The organism is Mesorhizobium sp. M7A.F.Ca.MR.245.00.0.0 (assembly GCF_003997415.1).
In the GTDB taxonomy this organism is placed as follows: Bacteria; Pseudomonadota; Alphaproteobacteria; order Rhizobiales; family Rhizobiaceae; genus Mesorhizobium.
Genome location: NZ_RZTE01000045.1, coordinates 1 through 25,991 on the forward strand (window position 1 = coordinate 1; position 25,991 = coordinate 25,991).

The window sequence follows — 25,991 nt, forward strand, 5'->3', positions numbered from 1 at the left end:
TACGCGAGACGACCCCCTCTGGCCTGCCGGCCATTTCCCCCTCAAGGAGGGAGATCGCAGCTACCCCACAAACCCCACCTTCTTGTGCGTCCCATCGCAGAACGGTTTGTTGGCGGAATGGCCGCAGCGGCAGAGGAAGGCGCGTTGCGTACGGTCGACCGTATGGCCGGTTCCGGTGACGATCTCGAAATTGCCCTCAAGCTTGAGCGGGCCATTGGTGGTCGGCGTCACTTTCAGCGGACCATTCCTCGTTTCGAGCGCCGGCGTGTCCTTCAGCGGCGGCTCGCCGGTGGCGGCAAAACCGGACTTGTTGTGGCTGCCGTCGCAAAACGGCTTGCTTTCCGAAGCGCCGCAGCGGCAGAGCGTGGCACGATAAGAAGTCTCGCCGTCGAGCACGATCTCGGCGTGTACCGCCAGCGGGCCGTTTTCCCGCAGCCGCACCGTGTTGACCACCGGTGATTGCTCCTGCGGCCCGCCATCCTTCCTGACATAGGTGATGGCGCCCGACGGGCAGCTTTCGGCGATGGCGACGATCTTCTCGACGCTGGCCGCTTCGGGATGGATCCATTGGCCCGGCGCGTTGGGCACGAAGACATGCGGATCGCCGAGCACGCAGTTGCGCGAATGGATGCAGCGCTTGCCGGAAAACCCGACGTCGATCTTGTCGCTTTCGACCATGCCGGCCATAGCTGGGCTCCTTTTGCCTGAAGCACGTCGCGTCTGAACAGTTCGAGGCGGCGCGCGCTGGGTATTTGCACAGGCTATGGCTCCGGCCCGAAGACCGTCAAGCTGGCAAACCGTCAGGGGACCAGTTCGATCTCCTCGGTCTCGCCGCCGCTACACGTGTAGCAGCAATCCTCGCATTTTTCCGTGTTGCCGGGACCGACGCCCCAATAGGTGCCCTCGTCGCCATCGACCCAGGCGCCGTAGCAGATCGATTCGCCCGCGTTGCAGGATATCGGCAGCTGCTTGGTCTCGCCGTCGTCGAGGAAATAGTCCTTGTCCTCGCCCGGCCAGACATAGTCGCGATCCTGGCTGTAGAGCTCGACGCGCATGGCGTTCGGGTGGCTGTTCTTGATGGCGAAGGTGACATCGTCGGCTTGCGCCGCCGACGCAACCAGCATGACGAAGGACAGCGCGGCCAGCATTCGGCGCGCATAGGCATGAAACATGATAACCCCCCGAATAAGCGGCCCACCCGGCCGCGGGGCGACCATTGCATGCAGCGCTGAATCGCGGAAGTGGACCGGACGAAGCGATCCCTGACTTAATTTGGGTCCAACGACACTTCCGCGCTCTAGGGCACCAGATCGATCGTCTCGGTCGAGTGTTCCACGCAGATGAAGCAGCAGGTGTCGCAGGGCTGGTCATTGTCCGGCCCGACGCCGGCCGAGAGGCTGTCATTGCCGTCGGCCCAGGCGCCATAGCAGATATGTTCGCCCTGATTGCAGGACAGCGGCACGGATTTCTGCGACTCGGGCTCGATCAGGAACACCTTGTCATTGCCCGGCCAGACCGTCTCACGGTCGCGGCTGAACAGCTCGACCGCGACAGATTCCTTGCGCAGGTTCTTCACGAAGAAGGCCATGTCGGCGGCCTGCGCAGAGGCGGTGAAGACAAGCGCCGCCAGTGCAACCATACGAAACAGCGTCACGGCCTGGATCTCCCGAATCATCGCGGCAGAATCGCATGCCTGCCCGTAACTAGGAAGGCGCGGAACCCTGCGTTGCGATGTCTTGCCCCAGCCGCACCGTTTCATGCACCAGAAGGTCTAGATCCTCGCGCCGTGTGCGATGATTGGTGATCGCCACGCGCAACCAGTGCTCGCCATGCACCGTGGTGTCCGAAAGGGCCGCAATGCCCTGTTCCTGCAGCCGCAGCATGATCTCCGTGTTGAGCGCCTTAAGAGCCTCGCCTGTCAGACCGGGCTGATAGCGGAAGCAGACGATGTTGACGGTCGGCGATGCCGCCAGCTGCAACTGTGGCGCGGCCTCGATCAAGCCGGCAAGGTAGACAGCCTGGGCAATGTTCTGGTCGATCAGGCGGCCGAATTTCTCGACACCGTGCTCCTTCAGCGCCATCCACACCTTCAGCGCGCGAAAACCGCGCGACGTCTGCAGGCCGTAATCATGCAGCCATTCGCCGGAGGCGAGGCCGCGCGGCGTCGATTCCAGATATTCCGGCGTCACAGCGAAGGTTCCGCGATGCGCGGCGGCATCCCTGACCAGGGCGCAGCCGACCTCGAACGGCGCGTGCAGCCATTTGTGCGGATCGAGCGCGACCGAATCCGCCCGTTCGATGCCGGCGACGCGATGCGCGTTTTCAGGCGCAATGGCGATCAGTGCACCGATGCAGCCGTCGACATGGAACCAGAGGCCTTCCTCATGTGCCAGCTTCGCAAGCGCCTGCAAATCGTCGATCGCCCCGGTGTTGACGGTGCCGGCCGTACCGATGACGCAGGCCGGCTTGAACCCTGCCGCGCGGTCTTCGGTGATCGCCGCACGCAAGGCAGCGATATCGATGCGCAGCCCGGCATCGGTCGGGATGCGGCGCAGTGCCCGGTTGCCGAGGCCGAGTGCCTCCATCGCCTTGCGGTGGCACGAGTGTATCTGCTCCGAGCCGTAGAAGCGCAGCGGCTTCTCGATGGCAGCAACGCCATGCTCGCGCACGTCGATGCCGGCCTTGACGTTGCGCGCCACGGTCAGCCCTATGATGTTGGCCATCGAGCCGCCGCTGACCAGCGTGCCGCCGGCAGAAGCCGGAAAGCCCAGCATCTCCTTGCACCAGTTCACCACCTGGCTGTCCATCAGCCCGGCGGCGTGGTTGCCGCCGCCGAGGTTCGAGCCCTGGATGGCCGCGAGGAAGTCGCCGAGCGCGCCGGTGAAGTTGCTCGACCCCATATACCAGGACCAGAAGCGCGGATGGATGTTGCCCATCGGATAGGACATCACCGTGCGCGAGACCTCGCCATAGACGGCGGCAAGCGGCGCCGGCGAGCGCGGCAGCGGCGCCGAGAAGGCCTCTCTCACATCGGCCGGCATCTCCCGCCAGACCGGGCGGTCGCGCACATCGCGGAGATAATCGACCGCATCGTCGATGACGCGGTGCGACAGGGCCTGCACATCGGCCCAGTCCAGGGGATCGAGCGTTTCCTCGGCCACCAGGCCGAGGTTTTCTTGCATGGCGTCCATACCAGATCTCCCGTCAAGCCGCGGGAAACTGACAGCCGGGCGTCGAGCGCGACAGGGCGATCTCGTCGGCGTCCATCTCGGCCTCGATGCCGTCGAACAGCGGCGTCGACATGTAGCGCTCGCCGGTGTCGGGCAGCATGCACAGGATCACCGCGCCGGCCGGCGCCTTCTCCGCGACCTGCCGTGCCACGGCGAAGGTGGCGCCGCCGGAAATGCCGGTGAAGATGCCCTCTTTCCGCGCCAATTCCCTGGCCCATTTGATGCCCTCGGGTCCGGCGATCGGCATCACCTCGTCATAGAGGCTGGTGTCGATCGCCTCCTGCAGCACGTTGGGGATGAAATCCGGCGTCCAGCCTTGGATCGGGTGCGGCTCGAAGGCCGGATGGCTGGCGGCCGGGGCACCATCGGCGCCGCGCTGCTGGACCTTGCCGCTGCCGATGAGCTGCGCGTTGGCCGGCTCGGAGAGCACGATGCGGGTTTCCGGACGCTCGCGGCGCAGCACGCGCGCCACGCCTACCACCGTGCCGCCGGTGCCATAGCCGGTGACGAAGCAATCGAGCCGCGAGCCGGCGAAATCATTGACGATCTCGCGCGCCGTCGTCGCCTCGTGGATGGCGGCATTGGCGGCCGTCTCGAACTGGCGGGCGAGGAACCAGCCATTGGCCTCGGCCAGTTCCACCGCCTTCTTGTACATGCCGAAACCTTTTTCGGCGCGCGGCGTCAGCACCACCTTGGCGCCCAGCATGCGCATCAGCTTGCGGCGCTCGACCGAAAAACTGTCGGCCATGGTGACGACCAGCGGATAGCCCTTCTGCGCGCAGACCATGGCGAGGCCAATGCCGGTGTTGCCGCTGGTCGCCTCGACAACTGTCTGGCCCGGCTTCAGCGCACCGCTGCGCTCGCCCTCCTCGATGATGTTGAGCGCCAGCCGGTCCTTCACCGAAGCGCCGGGATTGAAGTACTCGGCCTTGACGTAGATCGTCGCGTGGGCCGGTCCGAGATTGTTGATGCGCACCACCGGCGTGTCGCCGACGGTGTCGAGAATGCTGTCGAACAAGCGGCCGCGCCCGGCCGTGGTTCTGATCTTCTGCTGCTGCAACATCTTGGTCTCCTTGATTGTCATCGCGTTTTGTCTTCACGGGCCGGTTACAAACCGGCGGGTTGGGCGACGAGGTTTGGTGACCTTGCCGCGCTAGGACTGACATGCCGCACAGCGGCAATGGTGCATCCGGCGCTGAAATCCGCTGCCGGATGCGCCGTGTCGTGTTTGGTGATACAGGAGAGGCCGACAGGCCAGCGTGGGAGCAGGCGTGGAAACGCACGTGGAATCCAGCCGATCGAGGCCGGACGGCGACATGCCGGTCCTTTCCGTGCGCCTGCTCGGAACTCTGGCGATCTCCCGCAATGATGTGCCGGTTACGTTGCCGTCGTCACGCAAGCTGCGCGCTCTGTTGGCCTATCTGGCGCTGGCGCCGCATCCTGTCAGCCGCAGCCGTCTGTGCGAGTTGCTGTGGGATGTGCCGAACGATCCAAGGGGCGAGCTGCGCTGGTGCCTGAGCAAGCTGCGCGGCGCACTCGACGCGCCGGGCCGACACCGGGTCGTGACACAGGGCGACACGGTAGCACTCGATCTGAGCGACTGCCTGGTCGATGCGCTGGAGGTGAGCAAGGCCGCCTCGCAAGGGCTGGGCAGCCTTGATGTCGACCGCTTGCGGGCGCTGGCCAAACTGTTTGCCGGCGATTTCCTCGACGGGCTGGAGCTCGAGCGCAGCCCGCATTTCAACAGCTGGCTGATCGCGCAGCGCCGCCGCTTCAGCGCTTGCCATGCCGCCGTGCTGGAACGGCTTGTCGCGAGCCTGCCGGCGCATAGTGACGAGGCGATCGCCCATCTCGACACATGGGTGGAACTGGCGCCGTTCGACACGCGCGGACATCTGGCGTTGCTGTCCAATCTGGCCGGGCGCGGCGAGGTCGCCACGGCAGAGCAGCACCTGGCTTCGGCGGAGCGATTGTTCCGGTCGGAGGAGCTCGATTTCGCACCGCTTCGCGCGGCCTGGCAGGCGATCCGTGAACAACGGCCCGGAGCCTCGCTACGGACACAGCCGGCCGGCCTGTCCACGCTATCGCCACTGGTGGCCACCACGCCCACCGCACCCGGCCCGGTCGAGCCCAGCCACGCTTCGCTGGCGGTGATGCCGTTTGTCGAGGAGAGTGGCGGCACGCGCGGCGGATTGGCCGACGGTTTCACCCACGACATCATCACCCGCCTGGCCAAGCTCAGGGATTTCTTCGTCATCGCGCGCGGATCGGTGTTTGCGCTGGCAGAGCAGAACATCGCGCCCGAGGATGCCGGCCGCCGGCTGAATGTCGACTATGTCGCCACCGGCACCGTGCGCAGCCCGTCCGGCCGCCTCATCGTCAGCGTCGAACTGATCGAGGTGCGCAGCGCCAGGATCATCTGGGCCGAGACCTTCGAGCGCAGGCCCGATGACATCTTTTCCGTGCTCGACGACATCGGCAACAGCATCGTCTCCTCGATCTCGGCCGAGATCGAAACCGTCGAGCGCAACCGCGCCATGCTGAAGGCGCCCAGCTCGCTCAACGCCTGGGAGGCCTACCATCGCGGCCTCTGGCACATGTACCGCTTCACCCAGGCGGAAAACGAACAGGCGCGGCATTTCTTTGCCCAGGCCTTGCAGCTCGACCCGACCTTTGCCCGCGCCTATGCCGGCCTGTCCTTCACCCACTGGCAGAACGCCTTCCAGCGCTGGGGCGACCGCGACCGCGAAAGCGCGCTGGCCTTCGAGAGCGCCGGACACAGCCTGCTGGTCGACGACCACAATCCGGCCGCGCATTGGGCGATGGGCCGGGCGCTGTGGCTGCGCGGCGAGCAGGACGGCTCGCTGCTCGAACTCGAGCGGGCTGTCGATCTCAGCCCCAACTTCGCGCTTGGCCACTACGCGCTGTCCTTCGTGCATTCGCAGTCGGGCGACCCGCGAGCGGCGATAGGCTCTTCGGATCATTCGCGCCATCTCAGCCCGTTCGACCCGCTGCTGTTCGGCATGCTGGGCGCACGCGCCATGGCGCATGTCCGGCTCGGCCAGTTCGAGGAAGCGGCCGAGTGGGCGCTGAAGGCGGCGGCGCGGCCCAACGCCCACGCCATCATACTGGCGATCGCCGCGCACTGCCTGGCGCTGGCCGGACGGCTCGACGAGGCGCGCGGCTTCGCCGCCGCCATCCGCAAGACAAGGCCGGACTATTGCGCCGACGATTTCATCGGCACCTTCCGCTTCGAGCCCGACGCCGTGGCGCTGTTCCGGCAGGGCGCCAGGCTTATCGGGCTGAACTGAAGCCTGGCATCGCCATCTCTGGGATCGCCTGGGAATTTCGCCTCAAATCCGCCGGGTTAACGAAGTCGGAAGGAGTTGTTTAACCGTTCGCGGCTATGTCACCGCGTGGGGGACCGACAAAGTGAGTATGATGAGCAACAGCCCCGACAAGCGCAATGAATGGCGCGCCATCTTTTACGTGCAAGCTCGCGTTGCCATCCTGTTTGTCCCGGTGGTTGCCAGCCTGCTGATCATAGCGGCGCTTGCCGGCAACGAACGCAAATCCGTTCCCAGCATGATCGACCCGACCGTCACCGGCTCCGTGCGGTAGACCGGCGGTCATCGGCTCTTCGAGATGCTGTCGGAGGCGGGCGCCTGGCGTGCGCTATCGGCGGTTTTCATTTGGCGCTAAAATCATCCGATGGCACTGAATGAGTGGGCCCGAACGATCAAGCGCGATGTGCATGCGCTCTACCTCGCCGCTCGCGATCCCCGAACGCCCTGGTACGCCAAGGCGCTTGCCGTGTGTGTTGCAAGCTATGCCTTGTCGCCAATCGACCTGATCCCCGATTTCATTCCGGTGATCGGCTATCTCGACGACGTCATCCTTGTCCCTTTGGGCGTCCTTGCCGTGGTCAGGATGATACCGCCCGAGGTGATGGCGGAACACAGAAAGACCGCCGCGCTGGCCGCCGACAGGCCGGTGAGCCGCTACGCGGCGGTGATCATTGTTTGTATCTGGACTGCCTCGATCGTGCTGGCCGGGTGGCTGGGATATCTGTATTTCGCCGACTGACTGCCAGGCCGTTCAGCAGGGGAAACCGCCGCCAATGAAGCCCGGACGGATCGCGCTTTTCTCGGGATTCCGTCGCCATGCGGCGCCGCTCAAACAAAGCGCGGGATCGGGCCGTTCTGCGGGGTCACGTCGTCGCCGAGGTCGACAAACACCTCGTCGACATAGCACCATGCCCAGCCTTCCGGCGGATCGTAGCCCTCGATGATCGGATGCTTGGTGGCGTGGAAATGCTTGGTGGCGTGACGGTTGGGCGAGTCGTCGCAGCAGCCGACATGGCCGCAGGTGCGGCAGAGCCGCAGATGCACCCATTGCGACCCGCTCTTCAGGCACTCCTCGCAGCCGAGGGCGCTCGGCGTCACCTTCCTGATGTCGCGCGTATGCCTGCATTCATCCATCATGGTCTCCCTGCTGTTTGAGGTGCGTCCGCGCGCGCGAGATAGGCGTGCAATGCCGCGACCACCTGGGCGCCTTCGCCGACAGCCGCCGCGACGCGTTTGACCGAACCGGAACGGACATCGCCGATGGCGAACACGCCGCTGCGGCTGGTCTCCATCTGCGCCGATCCCAACTCCGATCCGGTGCGCACGAACCCCCTGGCGTCCAGCGCCACATCGCAATTCGCCAGCCAATCGGTATTCGGGTCGGCGCCGATGAAGAGAAAGAGATGGCGGATCGGGCGCGTCGTTTCCGCGCCGCTGGCGCGGTTGCGCCATCGCACCGAGCCAAGATTGCCCTCTTCGCCGTCCAGCGCCTCGATTTGGGTCCCGGTCAGCACCTCGATGTTAGGCTGCGCCTTGATGCGTTCGACCAGGTAGCGCGACATGCTGGCATCGAGACTGCCGCCGCGCGCCAGCAGCGCCACTTTGCGCGCATGACTGGCCAAGTAGACAGCCGCCTGCCCGGCCGAATTGCCGGCGCCGACCAGCGCCACTTCCTGGTCCGCGCAAAGCCGCCCTTCGATGGGCGACGCCCAGTAATGCACGCACGTTCCCTCGAACCGCGCCAGATTGGCGATGTCGAGGCGGCGATAGCGCGCGCCGCTGGCGATCACCACGCTGCGCGTGCGCACGGTCTCGCCATCGCCGACATCGAGCAGATAGCGGGCGCCTGACGCGTCGGAGGCGGCGCTCAAAAGCTTCGCCTCGTCCGGGATGACCATTTCGACGCCGAATTTCTGCGCCTGGTTGTAGGCGCGCGCCATCAGCGCCATGCCGGTAATGCCTGTGGGGAAACCAAGATAGTTCTCGATGCGCGAGGAGGCGCCGGCCTGTCCGCCGAAGGCACGGCAGTCGAGCACGATCGTCGATAGGCCTTCGGAGGCCGCATAGACCGCCGCCGCCAGCCCCGCCGGGCCGGCGCCGACGATGGCCACGTCATAGACCGTCTCGGCATCGATCGGCCGCAGCAGGCCGATGCAGCGGGCGAGGTCCTTTTCGCCGGGGTTCATCAGCAGCCTGCCGTTTGGACAGAGCACGATCGGCAGGTGGTGCGGATCGACCTCGAAGCGTTCTACCAGGGTTTTGGCGCAGGGATCGCTGCCGGAATCGAGCACGCGATGCGGCTGGCCGCTGCGGGCGAGGAAGCCCTGCAGGCGCAACACGTCGGCATTGTCCTGGGGTCCGATGATGATCGGCCCGCTGGTGGCGCTCTCCAAAAGCCCGACGCGGCGCAGGATCAGCGCCCGCATGATGCGCTCGCCGAGATTGGCCTCCTGCACCATCAGGTCGCGCAGTCGCTGCGAGGCGATGACGAATGCCTCCACCGGTTCGGCGGCCTGCGCATTGACCAGCGAGGGCCGGGCCGAAAGCTGCGCCAGCTCGCCGACAAAGCTGCCTGGGCCATGCGTGACGATCGTCTCGCGCCGGCCGAGCCCGCCGTCCTGGGTGATGTCCACGCTGCCCGACAGCACGACGATCAGACCGGGCGCCACATCGCCTGCTTCGATGATGTGCTCGCCGGCGGCATAGGCGCTGGCCTCGCCGAACCGGCGCATGCGGTCGATATCCACCTCGGCCAGCGTGGGGAACGCCTGGTCGCGGCGGGCACCGAAGATCTGGGTGGTGGATTGAGCCATGGCTTTGAGCGTAGCGAAGCGGGCGCGGAGTTTGAAGCGGTTTGTGAGGGGACTGGCCGGAAGGGGAGGTTGGCTGAAGAGAAAAAGCCCGGACGAGCCGGGCTTTTTCTCTAAGTTTCTGAACCGGCGAATGGTTCGAAACGGGAATTTGGTGCCCAGAAGAGGCGAGACAGGGCAGTATCGAACCGCCTGCCGATCTGGCGCAAAGCCTTACGTGCCAAGGGATTGAGGCGTCCTAGCGTCTCCGGGGGTCCGGGTTGGGGTGGACCTCCAAGATGGCTGATCGGTGGACCTCGGTCAAGCCTGCCCTCGCATGTCCTCAACGTACCACTGGAGGGCCTGCCACGGGTCATCGTCGAGCAACCTTACCGCCTCGGCATAGGCCTCGCCCTCGCCGCAGTATTCCTTGACGCGCTCAACGTGGCTCTTGATCCACTCGGCCACGTCCGCTTCAAGGGTGCTGTAGTCGATGCTCCTCATTGGTCCCTCTCCTCTGGTCGTCTCGCCCGCCCGGCGTGACTGAGGATCGGATAGCGGGCAGCCGCCAAACTCGTCAAATCAAATAAATTCAATGCATTAGCGGAACTGCTCCGCTGGAGGAGACGTCTCCCCAGTGGGGGTGATTTCTGCCCGCTGAAGGACCGCCCCTCGACGCACCTCTTGGGGCGATGCATCGAGGGTGGTCAGGGTCTCAGTCGCTGCTGTACGCGGAACCGTTCTTCCGGGCGGCAGCTATCGCTTGGGCATGCCCATGGAAGACGTGCCACTCACCCTTTGCCGCAGCCCTGCGCAGCGCCGGGAGGTCAGCCTCGTCGACGTGCTCAAAATACGTCTGAAGGTTCAGCCCATGCTGCCGAAGCACATTGCGGTCCAGATGCTGCTCGAAAGCAACCATGACCACAGCCGCCTCAACCTCTTCGATGCCGAAGGCTTCACCGGTCGGTATCTCTCCGGTCTCGACGTAGGCGTCCACAATGAATTGTTGTTGGGCCTCGCTGTGGGTGTCTCTGAAGCGGTCAAGGCTCTGGTCGGCCATACGCACAAACTCGGCATGCTGCTTCTCTTCCTTCTCATCGTCGGTCTCGGTCTCATCTTCCCCGGCGGGCAACTCAGGGGCCGAAGCCCCCTCGTCACTCTCGGCCCCCGAGGCTACCCGAAAGACTTCGGCGCGGCGTAACCGCGTGCCGCCAGCCCGTCGACCACAGCCTTGTTGAACTCGGCCTGTGTGATCTGCCCGACCTCGGCCATGTCCCTGGCTTGGGCGTAGCTGACCTCGATACCGCCGAGAACCCTGACCGTGGTCTTCTCGACCTCAGCCATGGGCGGGACAACCCCGACCTCCTGAGACCGGATCGCCCCTTGGGTCTTCACACCCATGCGCTGAGCCTGAAGCTGGGCATTGTTCCGAACAGAAAGCTCGACGGCGCGCGCAATCTCTTCCTGCTTTGCTCGCTCCGTCGCCTCGGCGGCAAGCGCATCGTGCTTGGCCCTGTCAGCTTCGGCCTGTGCAGCCTGAGCCCGCATCATGGCCTGCCCGAGGGCGGTCTGGTCGGTCTGGTACTTGTTCGGGTTGTCGATGTAGTCGGTCATTTCGTTTCGTTCCTTCATTGTTGGTGTGAACCCCCGGAGCGGCATTGCTCCGAGGCTTGGTCTGCTTGGGATGGTATGGTGGTGGTGATGGACGCGGTCAGCGACGAGGCGTGAACCCATAGGTGGCCATCTGGGGGCCTTCAGGACGCGCGCTAGGGGTTGCTGGCGTAGATGGTTCGGAAAGGCCGCCGCTGCCTCCGGCAGACTCTGTACGAGGCGCTGTGGGTCTCATCGACACCTCAGCAAGTCGCCTTCCCCACGCAGCGGCATCCAACTCAGGATAGCCATAGACTTCGAAACATCGCGCTACTGCCGCGTTGAAGCTGGTCGTCCACGTGATGCCGATCCCTTCGAGGCGCTTGTCGAGTTCGTAGGTGGTCTGCCAGTCGTCGGCCTTGATCCAATCGACCAAGGCAAGGGCCGCTTCCCGCGTCGGGTAGGTCGCAACCCAATCCCGCCGCCTGATCTCGTCCCACCTCATGCCCGGTCGCCCTTTGAGGTCATCCGACCCATGCGATAGAGATATGCAATGGGTGATCCCTCGGGGTTCTCGACCTCATCGACCGCGAACGGATCGAGGGTCCCCATCGTCACCAGCCGGTCTATGGTCTGGTGATACTCCCTGACCTGTTCAGGGCTCATCGCGCGCCACTCTGCTTTGCGCGGCTGGACTACGATTGGCTCCGCTGTCTTTCGTCTCAAGTTCCTTCTCTCATGTGCTGCCTTCAGTGACTTCGTTCGGCGCATCTTCGCGCGCTGTGGAAGGGCCTCGTCGGGGATCACCCGCTGACCCGGTATGTGGTCGAGCGTCAGCCGCTCTCGGCCTCCCCGCTCGGCTCTGTCGTCGAGGTCGAGCTTATGCCGCTTGCTTCGCCGCTCTTCGTCCTGGCGGACCTTGGCTGCGAGCCTCTTGCCCTCAACCATCTGGTCCCAGTCGTCTGCGGTGTAGCTCTCGTTGTCGGTCGACGTCATCACCAGATGCACCACCTGTATGGGCGTAAGGCGACGGGCTTCGGCCACGGTGTCAAGGATTGCCCATAGCGACGGGAGGTAGGTCTGGTCGCCGGCTGCGTTCCTTGGCCCCTGCCACGGGGCAACCGGGCTGCTCTTCTGGTACATCGGTCGCCCATCTGGGTGCCGATCGAGGTATTGCGCCATGAACGCCGCGACGGCCTCATGGGTGACGTAGTTATCAACGTGGTCGTTCGGGTCCCATCTGGGCGACCTCAGCGTGACCAACGCTTTCTCATCTGGGCTCATCGTCTCCTTTCGTGCCTCTGAAATGGAAAGAGCGCCCCGGCTGGAACGCTCTGCCTCCCTAAAGTAGGGAGCGTAGTGATTAGGGAGGTCAGGCCTCAGAACTCGTCATTGTCGACCTCAATGGCCGTTCTGTCGTACTCGCTCAGATGCTCCCTGAGGAACCCGTAGACCTCGGGCAGCTTCCGCCCGAAGTAGCTCGCCAGGGCCATAGCAGCGACTTCAGGGTTAAGTGCCAGCTTGGTCGAGAACTTCTTGGTCAGCTCATCAGCGTACCTGTCCGCGAGTTGTTCCATCCATTCGTCCTTCTCGTTGGGGTCAATCACAAGGTCCTTTCCGTTGGCCGCAAGGCGGGCCCTGAACCACGTCGCATGGTCCCCCGCCTGTTCCCCCAAGGTCTTCTTAGCGCGTCGCATGATGGTCACTTGAGCTGCCGAGATGCCTGAAGCTCTGGCCACCTTCGCAATGCTATGCCGGTCGATCAGCACCAGCCGCCACGCGAAGTTCTGACGGTCGGTGTTGTCCATCGGCAGCTTGGCCTTGGAGTTGGCCTCTCCAGCCGCCAGAACGGCCTCTTCAGGGGTCCCCTCGAAATACCTGACGGGAACGGGTCGGACCCATTGAGCGGCCCCGTAAGCTTCCATGCGGTGGTGCCCGTCGATCAGGACGAACCTTGATCCGACCATCAAGACGGTCACCGGGTCGAGGGCTCCAACTGCTTTGATTGCCTTGACCAGTTCCGACACATGCCGCTCGCTGATCCCGCCTCTCGGTTGGAACAACGCGGGCATTGTCTCGATGTCCTGTAGGTGCAACTCCGGGGGACCTGTGACGGCTCCTGTGAACTGATCTGTCAATTCCTGGAGGTCATCTCCAGCACTCATTCTCGCTCCTTCTGTTGTGGTCGTCGACCCACCTGTCCACCGGGAAAGACACGGATAGGCAGACACGCGCCGAGACATTTCTAAGCTCGCACCTCACCAAGACCGACCAACCCAAACGCGCAGCGAGAACGCTTTGCGGCGACACCTCCAAGCGCCCCCGGAAGGAGCAACGGGGTGCCCGTCGGGTCTGCACAGGGTCGGTCGGTCTGGGGGAGGAGCGTTGCGTAGTCCTAGTAGGGGGGTTATGCCCCTGCGTAGGTCCAAGTGGGATATGAAGTCGCCTTGGTAGTGCCAGTGGAGGGGGAAGTCGCCTCCGTAGCTCTAGTGGTGTGGCTTGTCGTCAGCCAGCGGCTGAGAGGACCTTCTGGACCGCTGAAGGTGAACACCCGGCCTCCTTAGCAATCTGCCTCACAGACCGTCCCTCGGCCTTCAAGGCCTTTATCAGGTCATGGTCGAGCGTCACGGGCCTGCCGGTCTTCCACGGCTCGCCTTGGGCCTCTGCCTTGGCCTTCGCCTTGGCAATGCCTTCCATCTGGCGTTCCTTCCGAAGAGCGGTCTCAAACTCGGCGATGCTGGCGAGGATGCCGAACACCAGCTTGCCTGTCCGGGTGGTCGTGTCCAGTGAGGCGTCGTCCAGCACCTTGAAGCCGACCGCCTTCGTATCGAGGTCCTTGACGATCTGGTGAAGGTGCGCCGCTGAGCGGGCCAAGCGGTCCACTTTGGTGACCACGAACACATCACCCTCGCGGGCAAACTCCAGCGCCTTCTCAAGCTCGGGCCTCGTCTCGTCCAAACCAGACCGCTTCTCGCTGAAGACCTTCTCGGCCCCGGCAGCCGTGAGCTTCTCAAGCTGGGTGTCGAGGTCTTGGCCGGTGGAGCTAACGCGGGCATAGCCGATGATCATGGTGTTCACTTTCCTCTAAGAGCGTTGGTGGACGACACTTAGTGGACGATTAGTGTACATGTCAAGCGGCATGTTCACGAACGTATAGGTTTGTGCACAGCGCGTTCCAAGTGGCGGCAGACGCGCGGAGCTAAGGACCGAACAAGCGTGGCCTGAGAGCGAGACCTAGGCGCACATGGTGCCGGCGCGCGGCGTCGTCCCTCACTTGCATGCGAATTTCAGCAAGAGCGGCGCGCGCTCGAACCATGTCGACGCGGGTTTGAATGAGAGTGTGGCGAAGCACGCCAGATAGGACGATGTGGACGCATGGGTCGTCAATCATGGATCACCCTACACGGTTTGCCAGACAAAACCATCTCGCGCCAAGCGTGGCGACAAAGGGGGCAGGGGGGACAGCGCGCAGGCCTGTTATCCGATCACCCGCGCGAAGATTTTTCCGAAACATTTCCCGACCTCTCGCGGTAAGCTGACGCTGAGCGAACGGGGGCCACCATGCCGAACTTCTTCTTTCCGTGTATCGGAATAACCAAGGGTCCGCTCATCGAAGACACTGCCGCGAGCCCCCCTTACCTGCTGAAACGTAAGTGGGAGACCACCACCTTTGACATTGCAACGCTTGCCGCCAAGCACAGCCTTAACTTCTCTTGGCACCTGATGGACGCGTTCCTGTCCCACGTTAACTATGAGTTGGTGGTGATGGCCGGTGATCGCACTCAGGCCTGTGAGCAAGCAGACCTATGTCAGGCGATGCTATACGTCGATGGCGCTTCCCCGTTCATCATGGCGTTGGTCTGTACGCATTCGGTCAACGAATACTCGGGCATTAACTCCCGTGACAGCATCTCCGGCGGGGCCAAGCTCCCAGAGGAACTGCGCGTCGGCCTGACCAGCAACGATGGCAAGGTCGAGGCGTGGCTGCACCAACCTGCCTTGGCATGTCTCACGCTACCCGACGGACGCATACCAGACGGTGGGGCAGCGGGGGCAATGAACGCCGCCTCCCTTTGGCCAAGTCTGGAGAAGAAGCAGCCCCGTCTGAAGACCGCTCGGGTGGCCCTTCAGACGGCGCCAATGATCATGCATAGGGGATCGTCGCTCCTCCACATCTGGCAGGGCATAGAGGCCTTGTTCCCCGATGTCCGGACCGAACTCTCGTTCCGGCTAGCCCTGCTGATAGCACAGCTTGCGAAGGACATAACGCCGCGCCGAGAGACCTATCAGCGGTCCCGCAAGAGCTACGACCAGCGATCAAAAGCGGCCCACGGCGGGGAACTTCAGAACGGCCCCGAAGCTTGGGTGGAGGGGTGGAACCTCCTATGCCTGTGCATGAAGGCGATCATGGCCCGTGGTGGTCTTCCCGACGAACAAGACCTGATCGGCGAAGCTCTCACCTGATCGAAGGTGGGTTTGATGGTTCGCCCTCGCTGGTGGGCTAGGGTCCCCGAAGGGCCTGTGTCACCGACAGAGGGTCCGGGTTGCCTCGCTCAAGGCGTCTCTACGTTCCATCATCGGTCATATCTGCGGGTTTTGTGACCCAGACCTTGTTCCCCTGATCGGAGAGTGGCCCTCAAACATTTGCAGACCGTCAGCCTACCAGAGCCTTCGGCACATTTCGACCTTAACCCGGCCCCCGTTAGAGACACCTCAAGCAGCTGGTACAGCCTGCCTTGAGAGTGGGGGCTTCAAAAAAGCTTCCAACACGGAAACTCTCCCTTCTGCCCCCTCGGATGAGGGCTCCCCGACATGTGGTGAGAGTCGCGTCCTGCGTCAAGCCGCCGCATCAAGTTTTGCCCAGCGCCTTCCGCAGCGCTTTCGTTGCCACCTCAAGCCGGGCCTCGGGTCCACCGTAGGCCTCACTCACAGCCCCTGACGAGTGCCCAAGGATCATGTTCTGCACTGCTTCAGGCACGTCAGCCCTGACCAGCCTGTCCTTAAGCGTGTGCCTCAACGAATGCACCGTGACCTTCGGATCAGACACCACCTTGCGGACATGCTTCATGAGAACCTGTGAGGCCGCCGTAGCGCCACCCTCACGGGCGTAGGTCGGGAACAATAGGGTTCGATCTCCCGCCGCCTCGTGGGCTTCCTGAGCGGCCTTTAGCGCATCCTCGACCAGCGGCACCCGGCGCACACTTCCGGCGTTCTTCAAGCGCCTGTGCGGGTGAAACCTCAAGTCGAGGTAGGTGGACTCTCCGTCAAGGTGAACGTCCTCGACCATGAGTCCTGTGACCTCGGCCAGCCGGCAGCCGGTCTGCTCCAGCATTCGCCAGATGCGCTGAAGGTCTTCCGAAGCGTGACCCAAGACCCTTGCCCGTGCGGCCTTGAGTTGCCCTTCGGTGAACGGCTTGCGGTCCTCTTTGGCCAGCGTCTCCCTTTTGACCTCCAGCCCATTGAATGGATTGACCGCGCCCCGGAGGTCTAACTCCTTGATGGCATGGGTGATGATCGCCCGGAGGTCGTTCAGATACCGATGGACCGTGGCGGGGGACATGTCACCATCAGCCAGCATGTGGTCCCTGACCTCTCTGGCGTCGGTCCGGGTCAGCGATCTGATCTGCGGATCACCACGGCTCAGGGCCTTCTCGACATGGCCCTTCACTCGCTCGACACGTTGCCGCTTCTTGGTCTCATCCGGTGTCCCCTCGACCTTGTCCTTGAGGTAGAGCTTGACGGCATCTGCAAGCGTTGGCTCGGGTTTCCTGTCGGGGACCACCAGGGCGCGATAGAGGTCGCCCTGCCCAGTCTCCTCCAGATGGTCGGCCAAGGCATCAGCCGCCTCGTCACTCATCGGCCCCAAGGCATTCCACTCAGCCACGTGTCGAGTAGCCCACTGGTAGCGCTCAAGCTCGGTCTTCTGCCCGGGCTGTTTGGGTTGGCCCTTCATCGCCCCCTTCAGCTCGGCCTCAGCCTGCTTGTGCACCTTGTCGTAATGTCGCAGCACCTCGGCAGGCGTTCTGCCCAACGGGAGGATGATCTCGGTCTTTCCGAGCGCCTGCCTCAGGAAGGCCGGAACTTTGCGCCGGTAGCGATAGTGCTTCTTGCCTGAGGGCTGTTGGACGTAGGGCAGATCGATCTGCATAGACGGTGGTCCTCCGGGGGGCCTCTTGGGTGGACCTCCGGGGACGCTCAACGCCTTAGTTTCCTTGGATTTCACGCGTTTGCGTGAGGTAGATGGTGCCCAGAAGAGGACTCGAACCTCCACTCCTTGCGGAACACGGACCTGAACCGTGCGCGTCTACCAATTCCGCCATCTGGGCTGGTGCGGGGTCATGTAAGCGGGCAAGCGATTGCTGTCAACGGGCTTTTTTCGCAGGTGCTCCGTTCGCCGGCTCAGTCGTCCAGCACTTCCTTCGAAGCGACGGTGGAATCGGCGTTGAGCTGGTAGATGACCGGCACGCCGGTGCCGAGTTCCAGCTTGACGATCTCCTCGCCCGACTTGCCGTCGAGCGCCATGATAAGCGCGCGCAGCGAGTTACCGTGCGCAGCGACCAGCACGGTGCCGCCGCGCAGCACATGCGGCTGCAAGTCGTGCAGGTAATAGGGCCAGACGCGGGCGCCGGTGTCCTTGAGGCTTTCGCCGGCCGGCGGCGGCACGTCGTAGGAGCGGCGCCAGACATGCACTTGGTCTTCGCCCCATTTCTTGCGGGCGTCGTCCTTGTTGAGGCCGGAGAGGTCGCCATAGTCGCGCTCGTTGAGCGCCTGGTCGCGGATGGTCTTCAGGTCGCTCTGGCCGACCGCGTCGAGAATGTACTGGCAGGTCTTTTGCGCCCGGATCAGCGCCGAGGTGAAGGCGATGTCGAATTTCAGGCCGCGCGCCTTGAGCTTCTGGCCGGCGGCCTTGGCCTCGGCGTGGCCCTGCTCGGTCAGATCGACGTCGCGCCAGCCGGTGAACAGGTTCTTCAAATTCCATTCGCTCTGGCCGTGGCGCACGAGCACGAGGGTTCTCGACATGTTTGCTCCCTTCAGGTTGGCAGATTGGCCGCTCAGCTGAGGCCGAGCACGTCCCGCATCGAATACAGTCCCGGCTTCTTGCCGCGCGCCCAAAGCGCCGCCTTGACGGCGCCCCGAGCGAAGATGGCGCGGTCCTCGGCATGGTGGGCAAGCGTGATGCGCTCGCCGGTGCCGGCCAGCATCACGCTGTGGTCGCCGACGACAGAGCCGCCGCGCAGGGTGGCAAAGCCGATCGAGCCCGCCTTGCGCACGCCGGTGTGGCCGTCGCGGACCCGCACGTCGTTGCCGGAAAGGGGGATACCGCGCCCGGCGGCGGCAGCTTCGCCGAGCAGCAGCGCTGTGCCCGATGGCGCGTCGACCTTGTGCTTGTGGTGCATTTCGAGGACCTCGATGTCGAAATCGTCGGCGTCGAGCGCGCGCGCCGCCTGTTCGACCAGCACCGCCAGCAGATTGACGCCGAGGCTCATATTGCCCGACTTGACGATCGTCGCATGGCGCGCCGCCGCCGCGATTTTCGCATTGTCGTCGGCCGTGCAGCCCGTCGTGCCGATGACGTGGACGATGCGCGCTTGCGCCGCGTAGCCGGCGAATTCGACCGTCGAAGCAGGCGTGGTGAAATCGAGCACGCCGTCTGCCTTGGCGAAGACCGGCAGCGGGTCGTCACCGATCGGCACATTGATGATGCCGATGCCCGCCAGTTCGCCGGCATCCTTGCCCAGATAGGGCGAACCCGCCCGCTCGACCGCGCCGATGACCCGCGCGCCGGGGATGGTATGGATGGCACGGATCAGCGTCTGGCCCATGCGGCCGGCAGCGCCCACCACCACAAGGCCCATATCGCCTGCTTCGCTCATGTGCTCCTCACAGCAGTCTTCTTCGCACGCGTGGCCCGGACCGGAGTTTGGATCGGCTCGTGGTCCTCGACAAGCCCCAGTCCCTTCTTGCCCTGGATGCGGTGGAAGCGGGAATAGATGCTGTCCGGGTCGGCCATCAGCGTCGCATGGGTGCCTTCCTCGACCAACCGTCCCTCTTCCAGCACGATGATGTGGTCGGCATTGACCACCGTCGACAGCCGATGCGCTATGACGATGGTGGTGCGGCCTTGCATGACTTGGGTCAGCGCTTCCTGGACGCGCGCCTCCGCCTCGTTGTCGAGCGCCGATGTCGCCTCGTCGAGCAGCAGGATCGGTGCCTGGCGCACGATGGCGCGGGCGATCGAGACGCGCTGGCGCTGGCCGCCGGAAAGGGTCGAGCCGCCTTCGCCGACCGGCGTGTCGTAACCTTGCGGCTGCTGGCGGATGAACTCGTCGGCTGCCGCCTGTTTCGCCGCCTGCTCGATCTCGGCGTCCGTGGCCGACAGACGGCCGTAGCGGATGTTGTCGCGGATCGTGCCTTCGAACAGATAGGGCGCCTGCGCCACATAGGCGATCGACTGCCGCAGCGAATGCTTGGTTACCTTCGAGATGTCCTGGCCATCGACCTCGATGCTGCCCCGGTCGACGTCGTAGAAGCGCTGCAAGAGGGCCACCAGCGTCGATTTGCCGGCGCCCGACGCACCGACGATCGCCGTCACCTTGCCGGCCGCGGCGGTAAAGCTCAGGTCCCTAAGCACCGGCATGTCGGCGCTGTAGCCGAACGTCACATTGTCGAAACGCACCTCGCCGGTGGTGATCCTCGCCTCGACGGCATCGGGTGCGTCGCCCTGTTTCGGCTCCAGGTCGAGCAACTCGTAGATCATGCGCGCGTTGACCAGGGCACGTTCCATGCCCACCTGTGTGCGCGCCAAGCGTCTTGCCGGATCGTAAGCCATGATCAGCGCGGTGATGAAGGAGAAAACCGCGCCCGGCGGCTGCCCAAGATACAGCGCCCGGTAGCCGGAATAGGCAAGTACGGAGGTGATGGCGAGACCGCCCAGAATCTCGGAAATCGGCGACAGCCGCTCCGAGACGCGGGCGATCTTGTTGTTACGCTGCTCGGCCGTGTCCGCCATGATGCCGATGCGGCGCGCCAGCTCGGCCTCCAAGGTGAAGGCCTTGACGATGGCGATGCCTTGCGTGGCTTCCTGCACGGACCCGTTCAGCCGCGAATTGATCAGGACGGATTCCCGGTTGATACGCCGCAGTCGGCGGGTGATATAGACGACGGCCCAGATCAGTGGAGGGCCGATCAGCAGCGAGCTGAGCGACAACACCGGATCCTGATAGATCATCACGCCGACGAGAGCGACCAGCGTGACCGCGTCGCGGCTGATGGAGGTCAGTGTCAGCGACAGCAGATCGCGAACGCCGCCGACATTCTCGCTGACCTGTGCCGCCAGCCGACCGGAACGCGTATCGTTGAAGAAGTTGACGCCGAGCTTCATCAGATGGTCGAAGCTACGCTTCTGGTAGCGCGCGACCAGATTGTTGCCGATACTGGCCAACGCGACTGCTTGGCCGTAACCGGCGAAGCCGCGCAGCAGGGAGGCCCCCATGAAACCGGCGCAGATCAACCAGAGCATATCGCCGCGTCGTTCGTAGAAGATCTGGTTGATCATCGGGGCCATGATCCACGCCGTGAAGGCAGTGGTGCCGGAAACGATCAGCAGGCAAGAGACGGCGACGACATAGGTCCAACGATACTCTTTGCCGTTTTCAGCGAGGATGCGGCGGAGCACCGCTGTGACCTCGCCGGGCCGGGCTTTTTGTTTGTTTGGAGCTTGAAGTGTCAAATCGGGAGCGCTTTGTGGTTTTCCGCCTCGTGGGACCGGGGCTGCAAATTCGGCACCCCTCTTAACGCCCTGCGGCCTGATTGCCTATGCCCGCACCTGATTAACTTCGTCGCGGGGCGCGAGCGCTTCGCTGGCTTTCAGGCCTGCCAGCGCCGGCCCTCCGTCTGGACACCGAACAGCAAGGGGTTCCTGGCATAGGCGGCAAGGCCCAGAAGTGCGGCCAGCGGGTGGGTGATGACATAGACCGGCATGGTGCGCATCATCGCGCTGTGCGGCGCCTTGTCCTCGAAAGCGGCCCGGAAATTGCCGGCTTTCAGCGCCGGCACGATCTTCTGCGCGATGCCACCGGTGAGGAACACGCCGCCGCGGCTCATGAATACCAGAGCAAGGTCGCCTGCGGTGCGCCCAAGGCAGGTGACGAAGATCTCCAGCGCTTCCTCTGCAACCGGATCGGTTTTCGCAAGTGCCGCGGCAGTGATCTCGGCCGGCGTGGTGAAGGGCGACGGCTTGCCGTCCGCCTTGGCCACCGCCCGGTAGACATTGACCAGACCGCGTCCGCACAGGATCTGCTCGCCCGAAACCCGGCCTTCGAGCTTCTCGATATGCGGAAAAACCTCGAAATCTCGCGGTGTGCGCGGGCCGATGTCCATATGGCCGCCCTCGCCGGGGACCGGTATCCAGTGGTGCAGCGCGTGGACCAGCCCGGCGACGCCGAGCCCGGTTCCTGGACCGAGCACGACGCGTCCGGCATTGGGCTCCGGCGTGCCGCCGCCGATCTTTTCCATGTGCTCCTCGCCGAGCGCGACGACGGCCAGCGCCTGCGCCTCGAAATCGTTGAGCACGACGATGTCGCTCAGGCCGAGGCTGGCGAACATTTTCCTCGGCTTGACGATCCAGGGGCAGTTGGTGAGTTCGATCTCGTCGCCGTCGACCGGGCCAGCCACCGCCAGCACCGCCGAATTGGGGCGCACCGACGAGCGGTCGAGCACGGCCGCCTGGATCGCCTCGTCGATGGTGTTGTAGTTCGCCGTCTGGACAATGGTCGGCTCGCCTGCCTCGGAATTGGCGTCGAGCACGATCGAAAAGCGCGCATTGGTGCCGCCGATGTCGCCGATCAGGATCGGAAACCGCAACAAAGTATCGTCGTCGCCTGTGCGTGGCATGCTCTCGTCCGTCTCCGGCGCCCCCGACGGCATCTGGCCGTTCTTCCGTTGACTAGCGCATGGGTTTGAAAAGGGAAACGGTTTTCGACCCGGGCGGCGCGCTGAGGCCGGCTCTGCGGCCAAACCGCCACGGTTTCGCAAAATGAGGCGCTGAACCGATTGAGTCTGCCTATAAGCTATAAGCCGTGATCGTCAGTTTCCAGGCGGCCGCGGTCGCGGCAGCGGCACGCCGATCTCGGGCGTCGCCGTGAAAGCGTTCATCGTGCTTGGCAAGCCGGCGGCGGCCGGAGTGGCGGGCAATGACGGCGTTTCGGGTTCGGGCGCGGCAGCCGCGACCGGCACGCCGCCGCCATGGTAGGTCGCCGCATCGGCCGACGACGGCCCCGGCGCGTCGAGCACGGCGCGGCACTCGCTCGGCAGGTTCGCCATCGTCATCAGGTCGCGCGCCTTGGGCGCATCGGGGTTCTTGTTGGGCCGCCACGGCTCCTGCGTGAACCACCAGGCCAGCGGCTTGCCGCAACCGTCATCGTCCGGCGTCGCTTCCTGCGCCTTGCAGCCGGGCGATCCGGGCTGGCAGCCGATGCGCATGTGGAAATGATAGTCGTGGCCCCAGAACGGCCTGACCTTGCGCAACCAGAAGCGGTCGCCCTTGACGGTGTCGCAGAGCTTTTTCTTGATGCCCGGATTGACCAGGATGCGCTCGACCTGGCCGTAGCTCGCCGCCCGCTTCAGAAGCTTTGTGTGCGCCGGCGTCCACAGCGCGTCCTTCACCAGATGGGTCTTCTCATCGACCATCAAGGTGGCGCTCATCGATTCGCGCTGCGCCATCGACAGCGGGCGGCGGGGCATCGGCGTCAGCCAGATGTCGGCGTCGAGCCCGATCTGGTGCGAGGCATGTCCTGTCAGCATCGGGCCGCCGCGCGGCTGCGAAATGTCGCCGATCAGCAGGCCTGGCCAACCATCGGCCGCTGCGTCGCGCGACAATTTCTCGACTACCGCGATCATCGCCGGATGGCCCCAGCGGCGGTTGCGCGACGGCCGCATCACCTGCCAGGTCGGACCGTCCAAGGGAATGGCGACGCCGCCGGCAAAACAGCCCTTGGAATAGAATCCGATCGACCGCGCCGCGGTCGCGGCCGGCAGTTTCTTGGCGCCGAACAGGTCTTTTGCCCGCTCCTCGGCGCTCGCCGGCTGAACGGCTAACCCAAGCACGGCAAGCAGGCCGAGCGCAGCGGCCAACAGGGGCGTTTTGCCTAGAGATAGCCTCATCGCTGTCTTCATGAACCCGGTTCTCCACCGCAATCCCAAGGCCGAATCATAGCACGCCGCACCCGCGGCTTCGATGGTCAGCGCTTCATCGGGCTGCGCGCTTCGCCGTCACGCCAATCGCCGCTTGCCCACATATGATCGAAGGCGGCGCGGTAGTCTGGAAACCGCAGGGAATAACCCGCCGCCTTGATCGCCGCGTTGGCGACACGCTTGTTCTCGCCATAGAAGGACCGCGCCATGGGCGAAAGTTGGGCGGCGTCGAAGGGAATTTCGGGCGGCGGTTCGATACCCATTAGCGAAGCGGCATAGGCGACGACATCCTGCGGCGGCGCCGGCAGGTCGTCGGTGACGTTGAAGATGCCGCCTGTATTGCCTTCGATGAGCTGCCACAGGGCGCCGGCAATGTCGTCGCAATGGATGCGGTTGAACACCTGGTCCGGCTTGACCAGCCGCCTTGCAGTGCCGTTTTCCAGATTGACCAGCGCGTTGCGGCCGGGGCCGTAAATGCCGGACAGGCGCAGGATCGCCCCCGGTCGGCCGATCTCGCGGCCCAGCTCCAGCCAGTCTCCTTCGGCGGCCACCCGCATCACCGAGCGCTTCGACACCGGCCGGCATTCCGCCCTTTCATCGACCCATGCGCCGTCATAATTGCCGTAGACGCCGACGGTGGAGAGATAGCCGATCCATTCAAGCACCGGCATTTGAGTGAGGATTCCCGCGCGGGCGGCATTCAGCACAGGATCGCCGGCCTCTTCCGGGGCGACCGAAATCAGCAGATGCGTTGTTTTTCCCAATGCATCGCCGATTTCGCCGGTCATCGCGCCGTCGAACAGAAGCGGCGCGACACCGGCCTGCCGTAGCGTCTCGAATTTTTCCGGCGAGCGTGTCGTGCCGAAGATCGTCGCGGCGCCTTTGTTAGCCCGAGCAAAAGCCCTGCCGGAATAGCCGGCGCCGAAGATGAATATCTGCTTTTCGCTCATGCATTCGCCCTGGTTGGCCGCGCCAGACGCCATTCGTCGCGCACGGCTTCGTCGCTTTCGGTTTTCAGGCCGATCGCTGCCCGTTCTGAATATTCGGCGTCGGGCACCAGCTGCGCCAGCGCCCATATTGCCGCGCCCCGCACCAGCGGCGAGGCATCGTCCAGCAAGGCGCGCACGGTGTCGGCAAGAGAGGCATCGCCGGAATTGCCGGCGGCGATCAGCACGTTGCGGATGAACCGGTCGCGGCCGATGCGTTTTATCGGCGAACCGGAGAAGAAAGCGCGGAAGGAAGCGTCATCGAGACCCAATAGGTCGGCGAGCGGCGGCTCGCGCAAATCATCGCGCGCGACGAGTTTTGCTTCGGAAGCTGCCCGGGCGAATTTGTTCCACGGGCAGGCGGCAAGACAATCGTCGCAGCCATAGATGCGGTTGCCGATCTTTTCGCGGAATTCGTGCGGAATCGGCCCCTTGTTCTCGATGGTGAGATAGGAGATGCAGCGCCGCGCATCGAGCCGGTAGGGCGCCGGAAAGGCATCGGTCGGGCACGCGTCGAGGCAGGCACGGCAGGAGCCGCAATGGTCGATCTCGGCGCGGTCGGGCACGAGTTCGGCGGTGGTGAAAATGGTGCCGAGGAACAGCCAGGAGCCGTGCTCGCGGCTGACCAGATTGGTGTGTTTGCCTTGCCAGCCGAGCCCGGCGGCCTCGGCCAGCGGCTTTTCCATCACCGGCGCGGTGTCGACGAATACCTTCACATCACCCCCGGCGCGCGCCACGATCTTGCCGGCGATCTCCTTCAGCCGCCCCTTCATCACATCGTGATAATCGCGGTTTTGCGCATAGACCGAGATCGCGCCGGAGTCGCGCTTGGCCAGCACCCCGCGCGGATCATGGTCGGGGCCGTAGTTCATCGCCAGCACGATGATCGAGCGCACCTGCGGCCAGAGGGCCGTTGGTTCACTGCGGCGTTGGAGCGTCTCGGCGATCCAGTCCATTGAGCCGTGAAAGCCATCGGCGACGAATTCGGCCAGGCGCGCCGGCGCCAGCGGGATCGCATCGGGGGAAGTGACGGCAACGGCATCGAAGCCGGCGCGCTGCGCCTCCGCGTCGATCAGCGCGCGCAGTTTTGCGGCGTCAGAAGTCGAGGTCCGCATAATGCGACACCGGTGACAGGCCGCGCACCCGGTCGGTCAAAAGCGGCCGGAAGGAGGGCCGCGACTTGACCCGCGTGTACCATTCGCGTGCAGCGCTGTGCTCGCGCCAGTCGATCTCGCCGAGATAGTCGAGCACCGACAGCGTCGCCGCGGCCGCGAGATCGGCATAGGTGACCCTCGAACCGGCCAGCCAATGGCGGGTGCCGGCCAGCCAGTTGGTGTATTTCATGTGCTGGCGGATGTTGGCGCGCGCGGCACGGATCGCGCCCGAATCGGGCGAGCCGCCGCCAGCCGTTTCCGGCATGACCGGCTTGAGCACGCGCTCGCGCACCAGATGGCGGGTGACTTCACTTTCGGCCTTGTTGAGATACCAGTCGATGAGCCGGCGGATTTCGGCGCGCTGCATCGGGTCCTCGGCGAACAGCCGCTTGTCGCGCTTCAGCACGCCGCGCGTTTCATCGAGATATTCCGAAATCACCGTCGCGCCGACGATCGGCACGTCGCCTTCTGCCAGCAGGATCGGCAGCGTTCCGGCCGGGTTCAGCGCCAGGAACTCCTTGCGCCGGGTCCACGGCTTTTCCTCGATCAAAGCCAGCTCCTCGCCATACTCGCCGAATGCGAGGCGGACGAAGCGACAGGTGGCGAACATGGGATGGTGGAAAAGCGTCAGCATGGTTCCGCGATGATAAAGCGCACTGGCGAATCGCAGGGCGCACCGGTAAGTCTTGGCCGCCCGGTTAGC

At 64.3% G+C, this 25,991-nt stretch carries 26 protein-coding genes and 1 tRNA gene; 5 read left to right on the forward strand and 22 right to left on the reverse strand.

The window, feature by feature from the left end; translation table 11 throughout:
* Positions 1–60: 60 nt before the first annotated feature.
* From EOB80_RS29045 to cysK, 5 genes are all read right to left on the reverse strand, one after another.
* Positions 61–687, reverse strand: a complete 627-nt coding sequence (locus EOB80_RS29045) for a CDGSH iron-sulfur domain-containing protein (protein ID WP_127331300.1) — start codon at positions 685–687, stop codon at positions 61–63.
* A 113-nt stretch (positions 688–800) separates the two neighbouring features.
* Complete coding sequence (locus EOB80_RS29050; protein ID WP_027040247.1) at positions 801–1,172, reverse strand: hypothetical protein; 372 nt, start codon at positions 1,170–1,172, stop codon at positions 801–803.
* A gap of 125 nt (positions 1,173–1,297) precedes the next feature.
* Complete coding sequence (locus EOB80_RS29055; RefSeq protein ID WP_127318989.1) at positions 1,298–1,654, reverse strand: hypothetical protein; 357 nt, start codon at positions 1,652–1,654, stop codon at positions 1,298–1,300.
* 49 nt (positions 1,655–1,703) lie between these two features.
* Positions 1,704–3,191, reverse strand: a complete 1,488-nt coding sequence (locus EOB80_RS29060) for an aspartate aminotransferase family protein (protein ID WP_127331302.1) — start codon at positions 3,189–3,191, stop codon at positions 1,704–1,706.
* Between the two features lie 13 nt (positions 3,192–3,204).
* Positions 3,205–4,293: a cysteine synthase A gene (gene cysK / locus EOB80_RS29065; protein WP_127331304.1), complete on the reverse strand. Its 1,089-nt coding sequence runs from the start codon at positions 4,291–4,293 to the stop codon at positions 3,205–3,207.
* Positions 4,294–4,546: 253 nt separating this feature from the next.
* On the opposite strand from cysK, the gene EOB80_RS29070 reads away from it, so the two are divergent.
* The 3 genes from EOB80_RS29070 (at position 4,547) to EOB80_RS29080 (ending at position 7,316) form a co-directional block, all read left to right on the forward strand.
* Positions 4,547–6,541, forward strand: coding sequence for a transcriptional regulator (locus tag EOB80_RS29070; RefSeq protein WP_127331306.1), 1,995 nt, complete (start codon positions 4,547–4,549; stop codon positions 6,539–6,541).
* Between the two features lie 127 nt (positions 6,542–6,668).
* Positions 6,669–6,851 (forward strand): hypothetical protein, encoded by a 183-nt coding sequence (locus EOB80_RS29075; RefSeq protein ID WP_013528612.1) that lies wholly within the window; start codon positions 6,669–6,671, stop codon positions 6,849–6,851.
* A gap of 90 nt (positions 6,852–6,941) precedes the next feature.
* A complete protein-coding gene (locus EOB80_RS29080; protein WP_127269768.1) occupies positions 6,942–7,316 on the forward strand; it encodes a YkvA family protein in 375 nt (124 codons plus the stop codon).
* 89 nt (positions 7,317–7,405) lie between these two features.
* Here EOB80_RS29080 and EOB80_RS29085 read toward each other — a convergent pair whose 3' ends face one another.
* The 3 genes from EOB80_RS29085 to EOB80_RS29095 form a co-directional block, all read right to left on the reverse strand.
* Complete coding sequence (locus tag EOB80_RS29085; protein ID WP_027161196.1) at positions 7,406–7,714, reverse strand: UBP-type zinc finger domain-containing protein; 309 nt, start codon at positions 7,712–7,714, stop codon at positions 7,406–7,408.
* Positions 7,711–9,390, reverse strand: coding sequence for a cyclic nucleotide-binding domain-containing thioredoxin-disulfide reductase (locus EOB80_RS29090; RefSeq protein WP_127331308.1), 1,680 nt, complete (start codon positions 9,388–9,390; stop codon positions 7,711–7,713). The genes EOB80_RS29085 and EOB80_RS29090 overlap by 4 nt, the downstream gene beginning before the upstream one ends.
* A gap of 297 nt (positions 9,391–9,687) precedes the next feature.
* Positions 9,688–9,870, reverse strand: coding sequence for a hypothetical protein (locus EOB80_RS29095; RefSeq protein ID WP_127331310.1), 183 nt, complete (start codon positions 9,868–9,870; stop codon positions 9,688–9,690).
* A gap of 271 nt (positions 9,871–10,141) precedes the next feature.
* Between EOB80_RS29095 and EOB80_RS29100 the strand changes: the two genes are divergently transcribed.
* Complete coding sequence (locus tag EOB80_RS29100; RefSeq protein WP_127331312.1) at positions 10,142–10,567, forward strand: hypothetical protein; 426 nt, start codon at positions 10,142–10,144, stop codon at positions 10,565–10,567.
* Here EOB80_RS29100 and EOB80_RS29105 read toward each other — a convergent pair.
* The 4 genes from EOB80_RS29105 to EOB80_RS29120 form a co-directional block, all read right to left on the reverse strand.
* Complete coding sequence (locus EOB80_RS29105; RefSeq protein WP_127331314.1) at positions 10,540–10,980, reverse strand: hypothetical protein; 441 nt, start codon at positions 10,978–10,980, stop codon at positions 10,540–10,542. The two genes, EOB80_RS29100 and EOB80_RS29105, sit on opposite strands and share 28 nt — an antisense overlap.
* Before the next feature lie 477 nt (positions 10,981–11,457).
* Positions 11,458–12,240: a hypothetical protein gene (locus tag EOB80_RS29110; RefSeq protein WP_127331316.1), complete on the reverse strand. Its 783-nt coding sequence runs from the start codon at positions 12,238–12,240 to the stop codon at positions 11,458–11,460.
* A gap of 95 nt (positions 12,241–12,335) precedes the next feature.
* Complete coding sequence (locus EOB80_RS29115) at positions 12,336–13,121, reverse strand: ParB N-terminal domain-containing protein (protein WP_164762760.1); 786 nt, start codon at positions 13,119–13,121, stop codon at positions 12,336–12,338.
* Between the two features lie 340 nt (positions 13,122–13,461).
* On the reverse strand, positions 13,462–14,025 hold the full coding sequence (locus EOB80_RS29120; RefSeq protein WP_127331320.1) for a recombinase family protein: 564 nt from the start codon (positions 14,023–14,025) through the stop codon (positions 13,462–13,464).
* Positions 14,026–14,517: 492 nt separating this feature from the next.
* On the opposite strand from EOB80_RS29120, the gene EOB80_RS29125 reads away from it, so the two are divergent.
* Positions 14,518–15,420, forward strand: coding sequence for a hypothetical protein (locus EOB80_RS29125; RefSeq protein ID WP_127331322.1), 903 nt, complete (start codon positions 14,518–14,520; stop codon positions 15,418–15,420).
* A gap of 385 nt (positions 15,421–15,805) precedes the next feature.
* Here the strand turns inward: EOB80_RS29125 and EOB80_RS29130 are convergent, their stop codons facing one another.
* The 10 genes from EOB80_RS29130 to EOB80_RS29175 form a co-directional block, all read right to left on the reverse strand.
* A complete protein-coding gene (locus tag EOB80_RS29130) occupies positions 15,806–17,104 on the reverse strand; it encodes a site-specific integrase (RefSeq protein WP_127331324.1) in 1,299 nt (432 codons plus the stop codon).
* Between the two features lie 93 nt (positions 17,105–17,197).
* Positions 17,198–17,282, reverse strand: a tRNA-Leu gene (locus tag EOB80_RS29135).
* A 73-nt stretch (positions 17,283–17,355) separates the two neighbouring features.
* A complete protein-coding gene (locus tag EOB80_RS29140) occupies positions 17,356–17,976 on the reverse strand; it encodes a 2,3-bisphosphoglycerate-dependent phosphoglycerate mutase (protein WP_127331326.1) in 621 nt (206 codons plus the stop codon).
* A gap of 32 nt (positions 17,977–18,008) precedes the next feature.
* Positions 18,009–18,830: a 4-hydroxy-tetrahydrodipicolinate reductase gene (dapB, locus tag EOB80_RS29145; RefSeq protein ID WP_127331328.1), complete on the reverse strand. Its 822-nt coding sequence runs from the start codon at positions 18,828–18,830 to the stop codon at positions 18,009–18,011.
* The gene (locus EOB80_RS29150; RefSeq protein ID WP_127331330.1) at positions 18,827–20,686 is read right to left on the reverse strand and encodes an ABC transporter ATP-binding protein; all 1,860 of its coding nucleotides are present in this window, start codon (positions 20,684–20,686) and stop codon (positions 18,827–18,829) included. Before EOB80_RS29150 ends, dapB begins: the two co-directional genes overlap by 4 nt.
* A gap of 137 nt (positions 20,687–20,823) precedes the next feature.
* Entirely contained in the window at positions 20,824–21,849 is a 1,026-nt protein-coding gene (locus tag EOB80_RS29155; RefSeq protein ID WP_127321173.1) for a glucokinase, read from the reverse strand.
* Between the two features lie 192 nt (positions 21,850–22,041).
* Positions 22,042–23,130 carry a penicillin-insensitive murein endopeptidase gene (gene mepA / locus EOB80_RS29160; RefSeq protein ID WP_127331332.1) on the reverse strand — a complete coding sequence of 363 codons (1,089 nt, stop codon included), beginning with the start codon at positions 23,128–23,130 and terminating at the stop codon, positions 22,042–22,044.
* A gap of 65 nt (positions 23,131–23,195) precedes the next feature.
* A complete protein-coding gene (locus tag EOB80_RS29165) occupies positions 23,196–24,098 on the reverse strand; it encodes an SDR family oxidoreductase (RefSeq protein WP_127331334.1) in 903 nt (300 codons plus the stop codon).
* Complete coding sequence (gene queG / locus EOB80_RS29170; RefSeq protein ID WP_127331336.1) at positions 24,095–25,249, reverse strand: tRNA epoxyqueuosine(34) reductase QueG; 1,155 nt, start codon at positions 25,247–25,249, stop codon at positions 24,095–24,097. The genes EOB80_RS29165 and queG overlap by 4 nt, the downstream gene beginning before the upstream one ends.
* Positions 25,230–25,922 (reverse strand): glutathione S-transferase family protein, encoded by a 693-nt coding sequence (locus EOB80_RS29175; protein WP_013528622.1) that lies wholly within the window; start codon positions 25,920–25,922, stop codon positions 25,230–25,232. The genes queG and EOB80_RS29175 overlap by 20 nt, the downstream gene beginning before the upstream one ends.
* Positions 25,923–25,991: the final 69 nt, after the last annotated feature.